This window comes from Nostoc sp. JL23, assembly GCF_017115065.1.
In the GTDB taxonomy this organism is placed as follows: domain Bacteria; phylum Cyanobacteriota; class Cyanobacteriia; order Cyanobacteriales; family Nostocaceae; genus Nostoc; species Nostoc punctiforme_A.
This window is the reverse complement of sequence record NZ_JABXKN010000045.1, coordinates 1-16,027: the sequence shown is the minus strand read 5'-3', so window position 1 is coordinate 16,027 and position 16,027 is coordinate 1. Positions and strand designations below refer to the sequence as shown.

General features: G+C 42.5%; 11 protein-coding genes and 1 tRNA gene. 8 read left to right on the top strand and 4 right to left on the bottom strand.

From position 1 onward, the window contains the following. Positions 1–88: 88 nt before the first annotated feature. From HWQ42_RS09235 to ftsH2, 5 genes are all read left to right on the top strand, one after another. A complete protein-coding gene (locus tag HWQ42_RS09235) occupies positions 89–1,615 on the top strand; it encodes a serine/threonine-protein kinase (protein WP_292811203.1) in 1,527 nt (508 codons plus the stop codon). A 110-nt stretch (positions 1,616–1,725) separates the two neighbouring features. Further along, positions 1,726–1,799 (top strand) — tRNA-Asp (locus HWQ42_RS09230). A gap of 137 nt (positions 1,800–1,936) precedes the next feature. Beyond that, positions 1,937–3,382, top strand: coding sequence for a glutamate--tRNA ligase (gene gltX, locus HWQ42_RS09225; RefSeq protein ID WP_292811201.1), 1,446 nt, complete (start codon positions 1,937–1,939; stop codon positions 3,380–3,382). A gap of 223 nt (positions 3,383–3,605) precedes the next feature. After that, complete coding sequence (locus tag HWQ42_RS09220) at positions 3,606–4,100, top strand: hypothetical protein (RefSeq protein WP_099100181.1); 495 nt, start codon at positions 3,606–3,608, stop codon at positions 4,098–4,100. 392 nt (positions 4,101–4,492) lie between these two features. Continuing rightward, positions 4,493–6,379 (top strand): ATP-dependent zinc metalloprotease FtsH2, encoded by a 1,887-nt coding sequence (ftsH2, locus tag HWQ42_RS09215; RefSeq protein WP_292737407.1) that lies wholly within the window; start codon positions 4,493–4,495, stop codon positions 6,377–6,379. A 149-nt stretch (positions 6,380–6,528) separates the two neighbouring features. Here ftsH2 and rnc read toward each other — a convergent pair whose 3' ends face one another. The 3 genes from rnc to HWQ42_RS09200 all read right to left on the bottom strand — a co-directional run bounded on the left by rnc (position 6,529) and on the right by HWQ42_RS09200 (position 8,833). Continuing rightward, the gene (gene rnc / locus HWQ42_RS09210; RefSeq protein WP_292811198.1) at positions 6,529–7,215 is read right to left on the bottom strand and encodes a ribonuclease III; all 687 of its coding nucleotides are present in this window, start codon (positions 7,213–7,215) and stop codon (positions 6,529–6,531) included. 96 nt (positions 7,216–7,311) lie between these two features. After that, a complete protein-coding gene (locus tag HWQ42_RS09205; protein WP_292811195.1) occupies positions 7,312–7,548 on the bottom strand; it encodes an HNH endonuclease in 237 nt (78 codons plus the stop codon). Between the two features lie 676 nt (positions 7,549–8,224). Continuing rightward, complete coding sequence (locus HWQ42_RS09200) at positions 8,225–8,833, bottom strand: hypothetical protein (protein WP_292811193.1); 609 nt, start codon at positions 8,831–8,833, stop codon at positions 8,225–8,227. 266 nt (positions 8,834–9,099) lie between these two features. Here HWQ42_RS09200 and bchD point away from each other — a divergent pair, with 266 nt between their 5' ends. After that, on the top strand, positions 9,100–11,133 hold the full coding sequence (bchD, locus tag HWQ42_RS09195) for a magnesium chelatase ATPase subunit D (RefSeq protein WP_292811191.1): 2,034 nt from the start codon (positions 9,100–9,102) through the stop codon (positions 11,131–11,133). Positions 11,134–11,200: 67 nt separating this feature from the next. On the opposite strand, the gene HWQ42_RS09190 is transcribed toward bchD, so the two are convergent. After that, positions 11,201–11,986, bottom strand: a complete 786-nt coding sequence (locus HWQ42_RS09190; RefSeq protein ID WP_229498888.1) for an RNA polymerase sigma factor SigF — start codon at positions 11,984–11,986, stop codon at positions 11,201–11,203. A 612-nt stretch (positions 11,987–12,598) separates the two neighbouring features. On the opposite strand from HWQ42_RS09190, the gene HWQ42_RS09185 reads away from it, so the two are divergent. Beyond that, the gene (locus HWQ42_RS09185) at positions 12,599–13,906 is read left to right on the top strand and encodes a Fis family transcriptional regulator (RefSeq protein WP_292811189.1); all 1,308 of its coding nucleotides are present in this window, start codon (positions 12,599–12,601) and stop codon (positions 13,904–13,906) included. Next, positions 13,906–15,990: a hypothetical protein gene (locus HWQ42_RS09180; RefSeq protein WP_292811186.1), complete on the top strand. Its 2,085-nt coding sequence runs from the start codon at positions 13,906–13,908 to the stop codon at positions 15,988–15,990. Before HWQ42_RS09185 ends, HWQ42_RS09180 begins: the two co-directional genes overlap by 1 nt. The last annotated feature ends 37 nt before the right edge of the window (positions 15,991–16,027 follow it).

The following is a 16,027-nucleotide window of genomic DNA, read 5'->3' as shown; positions in this document are numbered from 1 at the left end:
AAATTATTACTATCATTACCTAAACTTAATAATATTTTTATGTGTGTATTGCTAACTTTAAATGGACTCAGCGCCAGAGGTGAACAAAGTGAATCAAAGTCCATTTACATCTCTAAGTAGTACTGGCTTGCTTGCTAATCGTTATCAACTCAAGCAATTAATTGGCAGGGGTGGTATGGGTGAAGTTTTTTTAGCAAATGATGTTTTGTTAGGAGGTATACCAGTTGCTATCAAGTTTTTGACTCAAACTGTTGTTAATACCAAGATGCAACAAGACTTTGCTCGCGAAGCTTTAATGAGTGCAGCCTTGAGTCAAAAGAGCGTACATATAGTGCGAGCGTATGATTATGGTGTGAATGAGAAAGGAAAACCATACTACGTCATGGAATATCTATGTGGCAAGAGTTTAAAGGATTTAATTCCGTTATCTCTGCCCATGTTTTTGACTCTCTCTCGCCAAATTTGTTTGGGCTTACAGTGTGCCCATCAAGGGATTAATCTTGATGGCAAAATTTGCCCGTTGGTTCATCGAGATATTAAGCCTGCCAATATATTAGTTATTCCCGATCCGATATTGGGACAGTTAGTTAAAATTCTCGATTTTGGTATTGCCAGATTTTTAAATTATACATCAACAGCTAGTACAAGTAGCGGATTTAATGGCACTTTACCTTACTGTTCTCCAGAACAGCTAGATGGAGAAAAATTAGATAGTCGTTCTGATATTTACAGCCTGGGTGTAATGATGTTTGAGATGCTCACAGGCAAAAAACCTTGGCAACCGGAAACTGATTACTTTGGTGCTTGGTATAAAGCACATCACTTTAAAACACCAAAAACGATCGCAGATGTTAAACCCACTCTGAAAATACCTCAGAAACTAAATAATTTAATTATGGCTTGTCTGGCTAAAAAAGTAAGCGATCGCCCCCAAAATATCACTGAAATTTTGGAAGTATTAAATAATTTAGAACAGTCTAATTGTCCCAGCTTCCCTACAAATATCGCCTCTAACACCGTTCTTAGCCGTCCTTTAAATTCTGCATTACCAATCACAATAGAACAAAGTTATCGGCAACTTTTGTGGCCTCCAAATAAACCAATTCAAGAAATTGTTTTTCCCCAGCTTCTAGACACCCCACAAGGCTCGATGACAGCGCTATGGTTGATGTTGTCTAAACAAGAAATCAAAAATTATGCGGTTTCTACCCGTTACAACCAGTTTATCTTTGTGACATCCCCTCATCCAATGCTGTTGTGGTTAACTGTACTATACAATCGGCAATTGGCTCCTAAGTGGCTACCATGCTACTTAGATATGCAAAATCCCCAAAATCTTAAGATGGTAAGTTTCCTGGCTGAAAATGAACAATATCCTTTGATTTTCTTTACTCTGGAAGCACCACATTCTTGTATTAAGGTTCTCAGCAGTTGCATCGAGCCAACTCAGCGGCAAATGTTGAAAACCTGGGTGCAACAGAGTCATAGTCTACCAGCCGCTTCTCAACCCCAATTGAGCAAACAGCTATTGAAACAGCAGTATAAACAAATGCAATCCCGAATATTGCAGCATCTGGAATCAGAGCCACAGGTTGTATTATCACGGTCTGTTTAAGGAACAATTCGCACTTGGGAGAGACGAGTTAAAAAGAATTTCTAATTTCCAACTCCAAAACACTTGACAAGTAGAAAAAAAATAGTGATAATAGCAAAGTTGCCAAACAAGGGACTGTAGTTCAATTGGTTAGAGCACCGCCCTGTCACGGCGGAAGTTGCGGGTTCGAGCCCCGTCAGTCCCGTTCTAAATTTATGAGTAGCATATCACCTAAGTTTGGTGATATTGGATGGATTTTGAATTCTCCAAAGAGGTTGACTCAGGATTCAGGATTTAAATATAAGCTACATTTATCATGCTTTGCGAAAGAGAGAATTAACTGTGACTGTTAGAGTCCGTATTGCGCCGAGTCCAACCGGAAATTTGCATATTGGTACAGCTAGAACGGCTGTATTCAACTGGTTATTTGCCCGTCACCACGGCGGGAAATTTATACTGCGAATAGAAGATACAGATTTAGAGCGATCGCGTCCCGAATATACCGATAATATTCTTGAAGGATTGCGCTGGCTAGGACTGAACTGGGATGAAGGGCCATTTTTTCAATCCCAACGCCTGAATCTTTATAAAGAAGCAGTAGAAAAACTGCTAGATCAAGGATTAGCCTATCGCTGCTACACTACTTCCGAAGAACTAGAGGCGCTCCGAGAAGCCCAAAAAGCTAGAGGCGAAGCTCCTCGCTATGACAACCGTCACCGCAACCTCACCCCAGAACAACGCGCCGCCTTTGAAGCAGAAGGTCGTTCTTATGTAATTCGTTTCAAAATCGAAGATGGGCGGGAAATTGTCTGGAATGACCTAGTAAGGGGAAAGATGTCTTGGCGAGGTAGCGATTTAGGTGGTGATATGGTCATCGCCCGCGCCTCAGAAGAGGGAAGCGGTCAACCTTTATACAACTTTGTCGTTGTAGTGGATGACATTGATATGCAAATCACCCATGTCATTCGCGGAGAAGACCACATCGCCAATACCGCCAAGCAAATTCTGCTGTATGAAGCAATGGGTGCAAAAATTCCAGAGTTTTCCCACACGCCGTTAATTTTGAATATGGAAGGGCGCAAGCTTTCTAAGCGAGATGGCGTCACCTCAATTTCTGACTTCCAGAAAATGGGCTTTACTGCTGAAGGCTTGGTAAATTACATGACATTGCTGGGTTGGTCGCCACCGGACTCGACGCAAGAAATATTTACCTTAGAAACAGCAGCTAAAGAATTTGGCTTTGAGCGTGTAAATAAAGCAGGCGCAAAGTTTGACTGGGACAAGCTGGATTGGTTGAACAGTCAGTATGTCCACAATACGCCAGTAGATAAACTCACAGATTTACTTATCCCCTTTTGGGAAGCGGCTGGCTATAAATTTGATGGTGGAAGAGAACGTCCTTGGTTAGAACAGCTAGTAACTTTAATTAGCCAGAGTTTGACTCGCCTGGTAGATGCAGTACCTCAAGGCCAACTGTTTTTTAGCGATACAGTTGAATTTAGCGAAGAAGGCAGTACACAATTGAAGCAAGAAGGTTCTACTGCTGTACTTGAGGCGATTGTCACAGCTTTAGAAAATCAGCCCCAACTCTCGGAAGCCGTCGCACAAGACATTATTAAACTGGTAGTCAAAGAACAAAAAGTCAAAAAAGGCTTGGTAATGCGATCGCTCCGAGCAGCCTTAACTGGGGATGTTCATGGCCCCGACTTAATCCAATCTTGGTTACTACTAAATCAGATTGGTTTAGATAAGCCGCGCTTGAGTCGGGCTATAACGGAAGCTAAGTAGCGATTACTTCCAGATTTTAGAAATATTTCAGATTTTAGGGGCGCACAAATGTGTGCCCCTATCCATAAGGTAAAGCAACTATGGGAACAAGAAATCATTAACTAATTACTAATGAATTATCCCCAATTTCACATCTAAAATAGTTAGTCAATTCTCCTCATGTTGGGAACTTGGTGTGTAAAATTCATGTCTTCAAAAACACTTAGAAGCGAACGTAATTACAATGCCGACAAAAGCGCTCAATAGAGGGATGAGATTATCGTTCATGATAGTTACGCTCTTCATCACATCGACAGTTAATGCTGCGGTTGATGCTCAGGAAGCACCAACGATATTTGGAGATGTCACCCTTAGCCCTCAGTTTTCGCCAGACCCCCTGACAGTTCGCGGGATGAGTGGTGGTTCAATATCTGGGAGTCAAGTAGGTGGGAGAAGCGAAACAGCCACTGGCCCTTGTACCGGATTTGTTGATGAAACACCAGACCACACATTAGCGTTAACAAGTAAATTTGACTACCTGAAGTTGCAAGTGCAAAGTCCTGAAGACACCACCATAATTATCAAAGGGCCCGGTGGTACTTGGTGCAATGACGATTTTGATGGCAAAAATGCTGGCATTGTTGGTGAATGGCTACCTGGAAGTTACCAAATTTGGGTTGGTTCCTACGAAAAGGGCAAGTATCTTCCTTACACTCTAAAAATTACAGAAGTAAAGTAGGGAATTGGGCACAAGAAGCGGAGGGGCAGAGGGGAAAAACTTACTGTAACTTCTCCCCTTCTTCCTCATCTCCTTCACTCCCCACTCCCCCAGAATCATGATTGAGAGCGGCTTGGACGATACGAGGAGCATTCTGGAGAAATTCTCTCTGTCTTTGCATACCGTTGCGCTCCCTTTTCTCGTGCGATATTGTATTAAAATTAAGTTAACTTTGATTAAGATTCTTGTTGCCATTGCCATAATGCTCTAATCGCCTTATGGCAGTGCATGTAAGAGATCAAATTAAACAAAATGGATTTATAAACATCCGTTTAACAGCTTAAAGTGACAGAGTGATGAACATTCGGTTACTAGAGCTAACAAGTTGTATAGGCATCTAGAGGCAAATTAAAATGAAATTCTCTTGGAAAGTCGTAGCACTCTGGACATTGCCAGCTTTGGTAATTGGCTTTTTCTTCTGGCAAGGGGCGTTTGCAGGCGCTCCTGCCGATATGAGTAAGAATGCAGCTAATACTCGCATGACTTATGGTCGCTTTCTAGAATACTTGAACAGCGATCGCGTCAACAGTGTGGATCTGTATGAAGGCGGTAGGACAGCAATTATAGAAGCCCGCGATCCAGACCTGGAAAATCGTGTCCAAAGGTGGCGTGTGGATTTGCCTGTTAACGCTCCTGAGTTAATTAGCAAGCTCAAAGAGAAAGCCATTAGTTTTGATGCTCACCCCATGCGGAATGATGGCGCAATTTGGGGATTGTTGGGCAATCTCATCTTTCCAGTTTTATTGATTACTGGGTTGTTCTTTTTGTTCCGGCGTTCTAGCAACCTCCCCGGTGGCCCAGGTCAAGCAATGAACTTTGGCAAATCTAAAGCGCGTTTCCAAATGGAGGCAAAAACCGGCGTCAAATTTGACGACGTAGCCGGAATTGAAGAAGCTAAGGAAGAACTGCAAGAAGTCGTCACCTTCCTGAAGCAGCCAGAAAGATTTACAGCTGTGGGCGCACGAATTCCCAAGGGAGTGCTTTTAGTTGGGCCTCCTGGAACTGGTAAAACTTTATTAGCAAAAGCGATCGCTGGCGAAGCAGGCGTACCTTTCTTCAGTATTTCCGGTTCGGAATTTGTGGAAATGTTCGTTGGTGTAGGTGCATCCCGCGTCCGCGACTTGTTCAAGAAAGCTAAAGACAACGCCCCCTGTATTATCTTTATCGATGAAATCGACGCCGTTGGACGCCAACGGGGCGCTGGTATCGGTGGCGGTAACGACGAGAGAGAGCAAACCCTCAACCAATTGCTCACCGAAATGGACGGGTTTGAAGGTAACACAGGCATCATTATTATTGCTGCTACCAACCGTCCCGACGTACTAGACTCAGCATTGTTGCGTCCTGGTCGCTTTGACCGCCAAGTAACAGTTGATGCACCCGATATCAAAGGGCGTTTGGAAATCTTACAAGTCCATGCGCGGAATAAGAAACTAGACCCTAGCGTATCTTTAGATGCGATCGCTCGCCGCACTCCTGGATTTACTGGTGCTGACTTAGCCAACTTACTCAACGAAGCAGCAATTCTCACTGCGAGAAGACGCAAAGAAGCCATCACCCTCCGCGAAATTGATGATGCGGTAGATCGGGTAGTTGCCGGCATGGAAGGTACTCCCTTGGTGGATAGCAAGAGCAAGCGCTTGATTGCTTACCACGAAATCGGACACGCCTTAGTTGGAACTTTGTTAAAAGACCATGACCCAGTACAGAAAGTTACCCTGATTCCACGAGGACAGGCACAGGGTTTAACTTGGTTTACGCCCAATGAAGAACAGGGATTAATTTCTCGTTCCCAGTTGAAAGCTAGAATTACTGGTGCTTTAGGTGGTCGCGCCGCCGAAGAGGTAATTTTTGGCGCTGCGGAAGTCACAACTGGCGCTGGTGGAGACTTGCAGCAATTATCGGGAATGGCACGGCAAATGGTAACTCGGTTCGGGATGTCCGACTTAGGCCCACTGTCGTTAGAAAGCCAGCAGGGAGAAGTTTTCTTGGGTCGTGACTGGACAACCCGATCTGAGTATTCTGAATCTATTGCTTCCCGCATTGATGGACAAGTCAGGGAAATTGTTGAGCAGTGCTACGACAATGCTAAGAAGATCATCCGTGACCATCGCACCGTCACCGATCGCTTAGTAGATTTGCTCATCGAGAAAGAAACCATTGATGGCGAAGAATTCCGCCAGATTGTGGCTGAGTATGCTGAAGTCCCAGATAAGCAACAGTACGTACCACAACTATAATAGTTGACTCTTTTCTGGCTAACATCTGGAAATGAGTAAAGTAATAAAAAATAAAATGAGGGTGTGTATATCATCCTCATTTTTTGCGTTTTTTCAGTGTTAGAAAGCTTTGAATTTTAAAATTATCAAAATCTATGAACCCATAAACTCTACAACAAACCTTGTTTTTTCAACTTAGCTAGTGCGTCTTCAGCAGCAGCTTTTTCTGCATCTTTTTTATTGCGTCCCTTGCCTTCTCCATAAATCTTTTCATCTACCAATACTTTTGCGATGAATTCTGGCGCATGAGAAGGGCCTCCTATTTGTTCTGTGAAGTATTTTGGGGGATTTGGAGTAATGTTGCGTTGCACCCATTCTTGAAAGCGGTTTTTTGAGTCTACATTAGAACGAGGCACAATTATATGCTTAGGATCTACAGAATCAAATAGTGGTTCTATAATTGCGCGAACTGTTGCAATATTGGAATCATTATCCAAATAGTAAGCACCAAGAACTGCTTCAAACGTACTACTGAGCAAATTAGGATTTTGGTAACCTCCGTCTCGAATTGCGCCTTTTCCTAACCGCATTCTAAAGTCTAAACCCACCTCTTCAGCGAACTTTGCCAATTGCTTTTCATCTACCAGCGCCGAACGCCGCCGGGTTAATTCATCTTCTCCCATTTCTGGGTGACGACCATAGAGATATTCGCCACTTAAGAAATTCAGCAAAGCATCACCAAGGAATTCTAGGCGTTCATTGTGTTCGCCTTCTCCGGGGTTTTCATGGACGTAAGAACGGTGGGTAAGCGCACGACGTAGAAGTTTTTCATTATGGAATATCAGAATTTTGTGCATTTTTAATGTCTACTTTGTATGATATTTAATAGAATGGAAAAGGTAGGCAAGATGCCTACCCTACAAGATAAAAACCTAATACAATTGATGTTGTACCTAAAAACAGTTAAGCTTTTTGCTGCCAGGGGGATAGAGACTGTTTCCACGAGAATTGTTGCATGAAAAACAAGAAAGTCGTAAGTTTTCAAAAGAATTAGAACCGCCACGACTCTTAGGTAAAAGGTGTTCAATCGTCAGCTTCTGTTGTGGTATATTCTGACGACACCACCAACAGCTAGAGCCATACAAATCACTAAGCTGCTGCTTCTTATTACGTTTCTGTTTGGGATTCATTTGTCGATTTTCCATTTTGCTTTTGTGTGCAACAGCATTGGAATATCACGCATCTAGTGTTAACAAATTTCTCTTGATGAAAATTATCAAAAATTAATCTCCCTCTATGAAAAAATTTGCTATCTAGTAGTCTGTCAAGTTTAAATTGATGAGTAAGCAAGTTCGTAGTAAGGACTTTAGTCCTTAATTTTCTAAGCACTAAAGTGCTTACTACAAACCCTCAAACTGCCTTGACAAACCACTAGGCTTTCGTTTGGTTTAAGTCTCAGCCGTAGAATTCCTGGCTTCCTACCAAGTTTCGCGTCATCCCTTCCCCTGAATGTTCATCCAAACATCTTGTCTTTCCGTTAAAATTATAGTCAATTAGTTGACTTGACATTTAGCTAAATAATCAGCCGAAGGGATGACACGAAGCTCGGCAGGAAACAAGGAATTCTGCTGCTGAGACAGCCACCAAAAACCTGCGCTTTAGAGTGCAGTTATTTTGCTGTCTTAGGTATATATTTTCATAGCTGATGCTGGATGTCAATATAGTTATTTATGAAGATTTAGTAAAAGCATAGACGCGTAACAGCTTGTTGTCAGACATCGCCTATTATCCATCAATTTTAATAATCAATTACGGTATTATCTCAAAACCACCATTTATTTAAATAATATTTTAGCTAAAAATAATTTACGGTTTACTTTGCGCGATCGCACTATACAAAATACCTAAAATTTTCTTAATATCTTTAATATAATACTCACTCAAATCAATCGAAACTACATTATATTCAAGCTTAAGAAATTGCCAAATAGTACCGATAGTAACAGCACCATATATAGCTTTGATTTGATTTCCACTCCTCTCATTAAATAACTGGGCAGCTACCATTTCAGCAATACATTGCGCTAAACCAGACCTCAAATTCTCATTTTTACTTTCTACCAAGACAATTACCGGACTGCGTACAAGCAACTGCTCCGAAGAAAGACTCAAAATAAAATCACAAAAGCCGTTTAATCCTCGCTGGCTATCAACAGTAAAATCAACTCCCGAAAAAAAGCTGATTTCATAATTAAATTTGCGTCTAACCTCTAATAAAATTGGACTTATTATCATTTCGCTACGAGCTTTTTCGGAACTTATAGCTACTGCTAAATCAACATTTTCCCTCAGAATAGTAGATAATAAATCACTACAGTCTTGCTCCTGCACATTTGCGAATAGTCCAGACGATTCGTGGATAACTAACCCAAAAGAATCAATAACTTCAATAAGTTTAAAATCACTATAAGCCATAAAACTTACTCCTTTGTCTTATGACTGAATCCTATAACAAAGTTTAAAAATTCAGCTTTGGCGGAAACACCTTAGCTAAATCAATAGAGAAATCAGGAAAACAAGGAAATTTTATCACCTGACCAAGCCTGTGGTATTCATCTAGTGTGAAGCGTTTAGCCTGAGCAATACTCATAACCTCACCTTTATCTCATTGCCATAATAGTTATTCTAAATGTGTCAGAAATTGGTATGCTAAAGGCCGAGACTCGCTATGAAAGCAAACAATGCCTGCGCCTACTATCAATCCCACGATCACTGCCTTTCCCTTGACAGCTGTAGTTGGTCAAGAAGCAATTAAATTAGCCTTGCTTTTAGCAGCCGTTGATCCTGGTTTGGGAGGAGTGGCGATCGCAGGTCGTCGCGGTACGGCAAAATCTGTAATGGCTCGTGCTATCCACGCTCTACTACCGCCCATTGAAGTTGTCAAAGGGTCAATCAGTAATTGTGACCCCAACCACCCAGAAGAATGGGACGATCAACTTTTGGCGGAGTACGCAGACAAAGACATTCAAGATGTTCCCGTCGAAATTATCCCCGCGCCTTTTTTGCAAATTCCTCTAGGTATTACAGAAGACCGACTATTAGGTTCCGTGGACGTTGAAAAGTCGGTAAAACAAGGTGATACCATTTTTCAGCCCGGTTTACTCGCTACAGCAAATCGGGGTGTACTGTACGTAGATGAAATTAATCTATTAGATGACCAAATATCAAATCAGCTTCTAACAGTATTGTCTGACGGACGGAACCAGATTGAACGGGAAGGTATTAGTTTTCAGCATCCGTGTAAATCCTTATTTATTGCCACCTACAATCCAGAAGAAGGCGGATTACGGGAGCATTTATTAGATAGAATTGCGATCGCACTTTCTGCTGACGGTGTACTCGGCTTAGATCAAAGAGTAGAAGCAGTTGAACAAGCGATCGCCTATTCTAAATCTCCCCAAGACTTTCTCCAACAGTACAACGAAGATTTAGACTCCCTCAAAACCCAAATCATCTTGGCGCGGGAATGGTTGAAAGAAGTAATTATCACCCATGAACAAATTGCCTACTTAGTAGATGAGGCAATTCGCGGCGGAGTTCAGGGACATCGCGCTGAGTTATTCGCGACGCGGGTTGCCAAAGCGGCGGCGGCTTTAGAAGGACGAACAACAGTTAATGCCGAAGATTTGCGCCGTGCGGTGGAATTGGTAATTGTACCACGCGCCACAGTTGTGCAGACACCACCACCAGATCAAGCACCGCCACCACCGCCACCCCCACCGCAACAGAATCAAGAAGAACCCCAGGACGAATCAGAAGAGGAACAAGAGGAACAAGAAGAACAGGAAGAAAATCAAGAGCAAGAACCCCCTAGCATCCCGGAAGAATTTATCTTTGATCCAGAAGGGGTAATCCTTGATGACAACGTGCTGTATTTTACTCAAATGGCGAAGCGGCAAGGTAAATCTGGTAGTCGCAGTGTCATCTTTTCCGATGACAGGGGACGCTACATTAAGCCAATGTTACCCAAGGGGAAAGCGCGACGCATTGCAGTAGATGCCACCCTCAGAGCTGCGGCTCCTTATCAAAAAGCACGCAGAGAAAGGCAACCAGATAGAAAAGTTATTGTCGAACAACCTGATATTCGCTCGAAACGCCTGGTACGCAAAGCCGGGGCGTTGGTAGTATTTGTGGTAGATGCTTCTGGCTCAATGGCCCTGAATCGAATGCAATCGGCTAAAGGTGCGGTGATGCAACTGTTAACAGAAGCTTATCAAAACCGCGACCAAATAGCATTAATTCCCTTTCGAGGAGAACAGGCAGAAGTATTATTGCCTCCAACACGTTCTATTGCTTTGGCACGTAACCGTTTGGAAAGGTTGCCCTGTGGTGGGGGTTCGCCCTTAGCGCATGGTTTAACTCAAGCTGTACGCGTCGGCTTAAATGCTCAGATGAGTGGAGATATTGGACAAGTTGTCCTTGTAGCAATCACCGATGGGCGGGGTAATATTCCCTTAGCGCGTTCTTTAGGTGAACAGCTTGAACCAGGAGAAAAGCCAGATATCAAAGGAGAATTATTAGAAATTGCTGCTAGAATTCGTGCTTTAGGGATGCAACTATTAGTAATTGATACGGAAAGTAAATTTGTGTCTACTGGCTTTGCTAAAGAATTATCGCAAACAGCAGGTGGTAAATATTATCATTTGCCAAAAGCGACAGACCAAGCTATTGCTGCTATGACCAAAGGTGCGATCGCTGATTTAAAATCTAGATAATTAGTTATTTGTCATTTGTCATTTGTCAGTTGCTTTTCTACTAACCACTGACCATTGACTAATAACATCAAGACCCAGTAGGCATTACCTGTGGTTGCAAATAACAAATCAAATCTTGAATTCCCTTTTGCAGATAGCGCGTTACTGTCATTGGACTAGTACCAATATTTTTAGCAGCATCCTTGCGAGAAAGTTCCTTCAAAAATACCATTTCAACTGCCATACGGGGCTTTTCTTCTAACATATTTATTGCGCCTTGGAGTTGTTGGCGTTCTTCTTCTTGTTGCAGAAGCACATGAGAACGAGGACAAGGAAGTGCCTCACCCAAGGTTATTTGGCAATCAACATAATTAACTGCGGTTGCATCTAAACTCAAGGGCATCCGGTTTTGAGCAGCCAACTTGGTTTCTTGCCACTCTTGTACAGATACCCGAAGTTGGCTGGCAATTTCAGCATCCTTGGGCGGACGACCTAAAGAGATTGACAAGTCCTTGCGAATCTTTTGTCCTTCATTGTATAATTCTTGCCAACGACGGGGAATTTTTAATAGAGTACTGCGATCGCGCAAAAAGTGCAGCATCTCACCGCGAATATATGGCACTGCAAAGGAGCTAAAAGCATATCCCTGGCTAGGATCGAAGCGCTCAATAGCCCTAATCAAACCAAAATAACCGATTTGTTCTAAATCTTCATAAGGTTCATTACATTGATGGCTGAATTTATGAGCCATCTTTCGCACTAAGCCAGTGTGTAACTGTACAAGTTTATTACGAAGTTTAATAGAAGGATTCTGGTGGTACAAGTGTAATAATTCTATACCATCAGTTCGTAAAGAGGACTCACTTGTTGCCATATACATTCCTTTGTTGTAACTCCTATTCCTGAGATAATGGAGTTGCGTATATTTTCTTCTAAGCTGTTATTATTTTGCTTAGTCAGGGAAGAATAAGCCATCGTCGTTTCACTGAACTTATCAGGGGCCGAACTCCACAATTCAGTATTTGTACGCATGATTTTGCGAACCTCTCTGTTACAGGTTATTTTTACTTTTTATATAACTCTTGAATGGTAAATAATCTTTAGCTTTTGCAACAAAAACTAGCTATTTATGCTGAACAATGCCTAACTGACCGAATAGCCATCTGTCATAGTGAGAGCGACGTGAATTGGTACTGAATAAATCGCAAAAGAAACTGGGCAACTTTATCTTTTAGTACGCACCGTCATTAATAAAGGTCGAAAATCCAAATTGAAAGTTGGGTCGAAGAACAAAACCTAAGCTACAAAAAACATAATTCCGACTCATTTTTATGGGAATTTGTACTTAGTTGGGTCTTGAGGTGCATTTCTATTCAATATTGATTGGTAATATGGAAACTTTGGAAACTTAGTGGAAACATAGAAACAGATGATTGACATGCCAGTTTGGTGGGTGTCACACTTCTGCTAAACAGGAGGGTGAACAATGAAAATCACCAAACACCGACAAAAAATTCTCGATGCACTTCAGCAATGGTTTAGTATCCATAAACAAGGGCCAACTCTAGAAGAGTTGTGTCAAGAACTCGGAATGCAACCACGCCAGAAAGCAACAGTTCAGAAGTGGTTGCAAACTATGCGCGGTATAGACGTGGAATGGGATGACCACAGCGCCCGCAGTCTTCGCCTCCTCATATCTGAACCGGAAAAATCATCCTTACAGCTATCTGTTACCGATACTCTGCGGTATCTGGCTACTGGCGTGGTGCAGTGGGAAAAACTTGAGCTAGAAAAGCGAAGTCAAGTACCAGAAGCCCTTCGCATTGGTATGTCCCGTATGTACTTAACTTCCTTACTACAGGGAGAACAAGCCCCAGAGAACCTACCTCAATTTTTTGATTGGGCGGAAACATCAATTGCTTCCTGGAAACCAGCCCAAGAGATTAAATATCTTTCGCCAGATGTCAGCGTTATAGAAGACGGAGTAGTTTCCGATTTTGCTACAGAATGGCAAGTTTCGGGTAATGATGTGGTGGCGCAGGTACAAGAGTCAGTACTGAAAGATGTACTGGAATACTGTCGGGGAAATCAGTTAGAAGATGCTTATCGCGCTTTTCGACAACTGATTATTACTAAACCCACTCTTCATTACTCAGAATATCGCCAAGAGCTACGTTTACCCGAACTCAGACCACTGCGGGAGTTATTGTCACGGTTAGAAATCTATGTCGATATGGATAAGTTGGCAGAAAATAGAGTCTATCATCTGTGTCCGCGCTGCAAGTATTTGCAACGCCAACGCCCTGATGGTACATATACCTGCTATAACCCTTGGTGTGAAAGACTTTGTGCAAGTAGTAGCTTTCAACCATTGCCACCTATTCCTAAAGAAAAAGCAGAGGACTGGAAAGCTGTTACCCCTGGCGTACATTTGTACGGTACACTACCGGGAATTTGGGAAATTCAACTCAAAGAAGAACTTACAAAATTGGGTTTGCGCGTTACTCTCTGGCCTTTTGTCGATGAATTTGACTTACTCGTAGAGTTCCCGCACAAAGTTCGCTGGGCAATTGATTTTAAAGATTGGTCATCCGTGGATGAAGAACGTTTGCAAAAGGTGCAGTATCGGCGTGATGCAACAGAAACTTTTGTAGTTTTTCCAGATGAACGCGAAGACTATTTGCGGATAAAAGTAGTGCGCGAACAACTAGAACCTGAACTTGAAGGGGTGCGCTTGCGCTTATTTAGCGAAATAATCACTCAGGCTCAAGCAATTTTAGGGAAGAAAAAATAATGCGTGACACCATTAGCTGGCGCAAGGATCTGTGTAAAAAACTCCGCAACTCGGATGAATTACAACAGTATATAGTATCTAGTTTAGTTAACGCAGATACTAAGGTACAACAGCGAGAACTTAAGCGTCTTGCCCAACTCATTGCTGATGTGGAATTGGGATTAACCCTACTTAAGGAAGTAGCACCAGAAGAACCTGCCACTTCTGTGGAAGCTTTGCTCAAAGGATATCACTTTCCAGTTGAACAACTACAAAGCGATCGCAACTGGCAACTTATACAAAATGCTCGTTTCTATTTGATTAAGCGTAAAGGCAGACAATGGCTGCGAGTTCTTCAGGAGTATATCAACTTACCTGAAATTATTAGAATCTACAGCCTTGAAGAGGCAAGGAATGTTCCTCAACCTATTCCATCCAGTACCTACCCAACTCGTTTAGAGAAGATATATCTTCCAACCTTATTAAAAACTCCACAGCATAGACAACGAAAAGTCAAATTAGCAGATGAGGGGCGATGGTATGCCAAAATTTCCCAAAAAGGTAACTCTCCAGTTGAGGTTCCTATTGATATTCCCAAGGAAGTTGCTAACATAGCACCTTCGTCTGTAGTATCACTTCGTCGCACACGGACTAAGCAGAATCCACAGTGTAGCGTTACCCGTGAAGAATTAATACTAGCTGCCCAAGAAATGGACGATAAATTGTCCCAGTTTGGGCAACAAGAAAATTATTGTAACCGCTTGGAAAATATCCTCTTCGAGTTATACGATGTTGAATCAGATAATTTCCAGCACGGTAATCAGCTAACTTTAGAGGGTCTTATCCACATTGTCGGGCTTTTGAATGTAGGCAAGTCTACCCTGTTGGAAATTCTGATTTACTTCTTCGCTAAACAGGGCGATCGCTGTGGGTTGATGGTGAATGATGTTGCTACAGCAGTGCGCCTCGCTTCTTTGTTCTGCCATAAATTAGGAATTCCTGCTGCACCAGTGTTGGGTAGTAAACGCCAAGAGCAACTTGCAAAAGTCTACGAACCTATTCTCAAAAGTGAGGGTAAGGAAATTACTAAGGGAGGGATGAACCCTGCATGGCGTTGGTTTAGTCCAGTCTGTCCACTTTTAGCTCTAGTGCAATCAGAAGATAAGTGGGAATTTGGCAATGAACCTTGTCACAAGCTTTATCAAAAAGTTCTTGTAGCTGATAATGATGATTCTGATGATGAAGACTGGCAGGAAAGTGATGAAAAATACACTTGTCCCTTGTATTACAAATGTCCACGTCACCATTTAGAACACGATATTGCTACAGCTTCAGTATGGATTTTCACCCCTGCTAGTTTCATTCATACTCGTGTACCCCGTCAGGGATTTGAACAAGACTTGACCTTTGCTGAGGCTGTTTATCGAGAATGTAAATATCTATTCGTTGACGAAGCCGATCGCGTGCAGATTCAGTTTGACGAAGAGTTTGCCCCGGATGAAGTCTTAGTCGATGGTTCTGGAAACTCATTTTTAAATAAACTCGGACTTAACTCGGCGACGATTTACAATTCCGATCGCAGTGATATGGCAGGCGATCGCTTTGTTGCTTGGACAAGCGCACACTACCATACCCAAAATGCTACTAATCGCATCTATCACCTACTCCTCACCCACTCAAAATTGGTTGCATGGTTGGGGCCACTTCCTTTTACAGGTCGTTCTCTATTTGCTCGGATTATCCGTGACCTAGTTGATCCACCTGAGATTCCTGTCTCAGCGAAACCGAAACTAACTCGCCAACAAATCATGGAAGAACGGCGTAAACGCATCATTGAAGCAGACTTGGCTCCCACAGAGCAACGTCGCCGCCGCAAACAAATGATGGATCAACTAGATGGATTTTTGCAACATCCGTTCAATCCCCGTCGTGGTGGTGAACTTTCAGGTTTGGCGTTGACAATATTAACTGCGGAAGATGACCGTCAAGCCTTAGCTGAAATTGCTCCTTGGTGCAAAAGATGGATAGAAATCCATAATCTTTCTCTACCAGATGAGACTCAATTTGAGGAACTAACCCGAAATCTCCAGGGCAAACGCATCTAAATATAGTACACATATACTAAAGAGTCTAAGAAAGGTA

Coding starts and splice junctions, on each gene's coding strand:
- HWQ42_RS09205 (WP_292811195.1), bottom strand. CDS start 7,548: ATGAATCCCAAACAGAAACGTAATAAGAAGCAGCAGCTTAGTGATTTG.
- HWQ42_RS09180 (WP_292811186.1), top strand. CDS start 13,906: ATGCGTGACACCATTAGCTGGCGCAAGGATCTGTGTAAAAAACTCCGC.
- bchD (WP_292811191.1), top strand. CDS start 9,100: ATGCCTGCGCCTACTATCAATCCCACGATCACTGCCTTTCCCTTGACA.
- HWQ42_RS09220 (WP_099100181.1), top strand. CDS start 3,606: ATGCCGACAAAAGCGCTCAATAGAGGGATGAGATTATCGTTCATGATA.
- rnc (WP_292811198.1), bottom strand. CDS start 7,215: ATGCACAAAATTCTGATATTCCATAATGAAAAACTTCTACGTCGTGCG.
- HWQ42_RS09200 (WP_292811193.1), bottom strand. CDS start 8,833: ATGGCTTATAGTGATTTTAAACTTATTGAAGTTATTGATTCTTTTGGG.
- ftsH2 (WP_292737407.1), top strand. CDS start 4,493: ATGAAATTCTCTTGGAAAGTCGTAGCACTCTGGACATTGCCAGCTTTG.
- HWQ42_RS09185 (WP_292811189.1), top strand. CDS start 12,599: ATGAAAATCACCAAACACCGACAAAAAATTCTCGATGCACTTCAGCAA.
- HWQ42_RS09190 (WP_229498888.1), bottom strand. CDS start 11,986: ATGGCAACAAGTGAGTCCTCTTTACGAACTGATGGTATAGAATTATTA.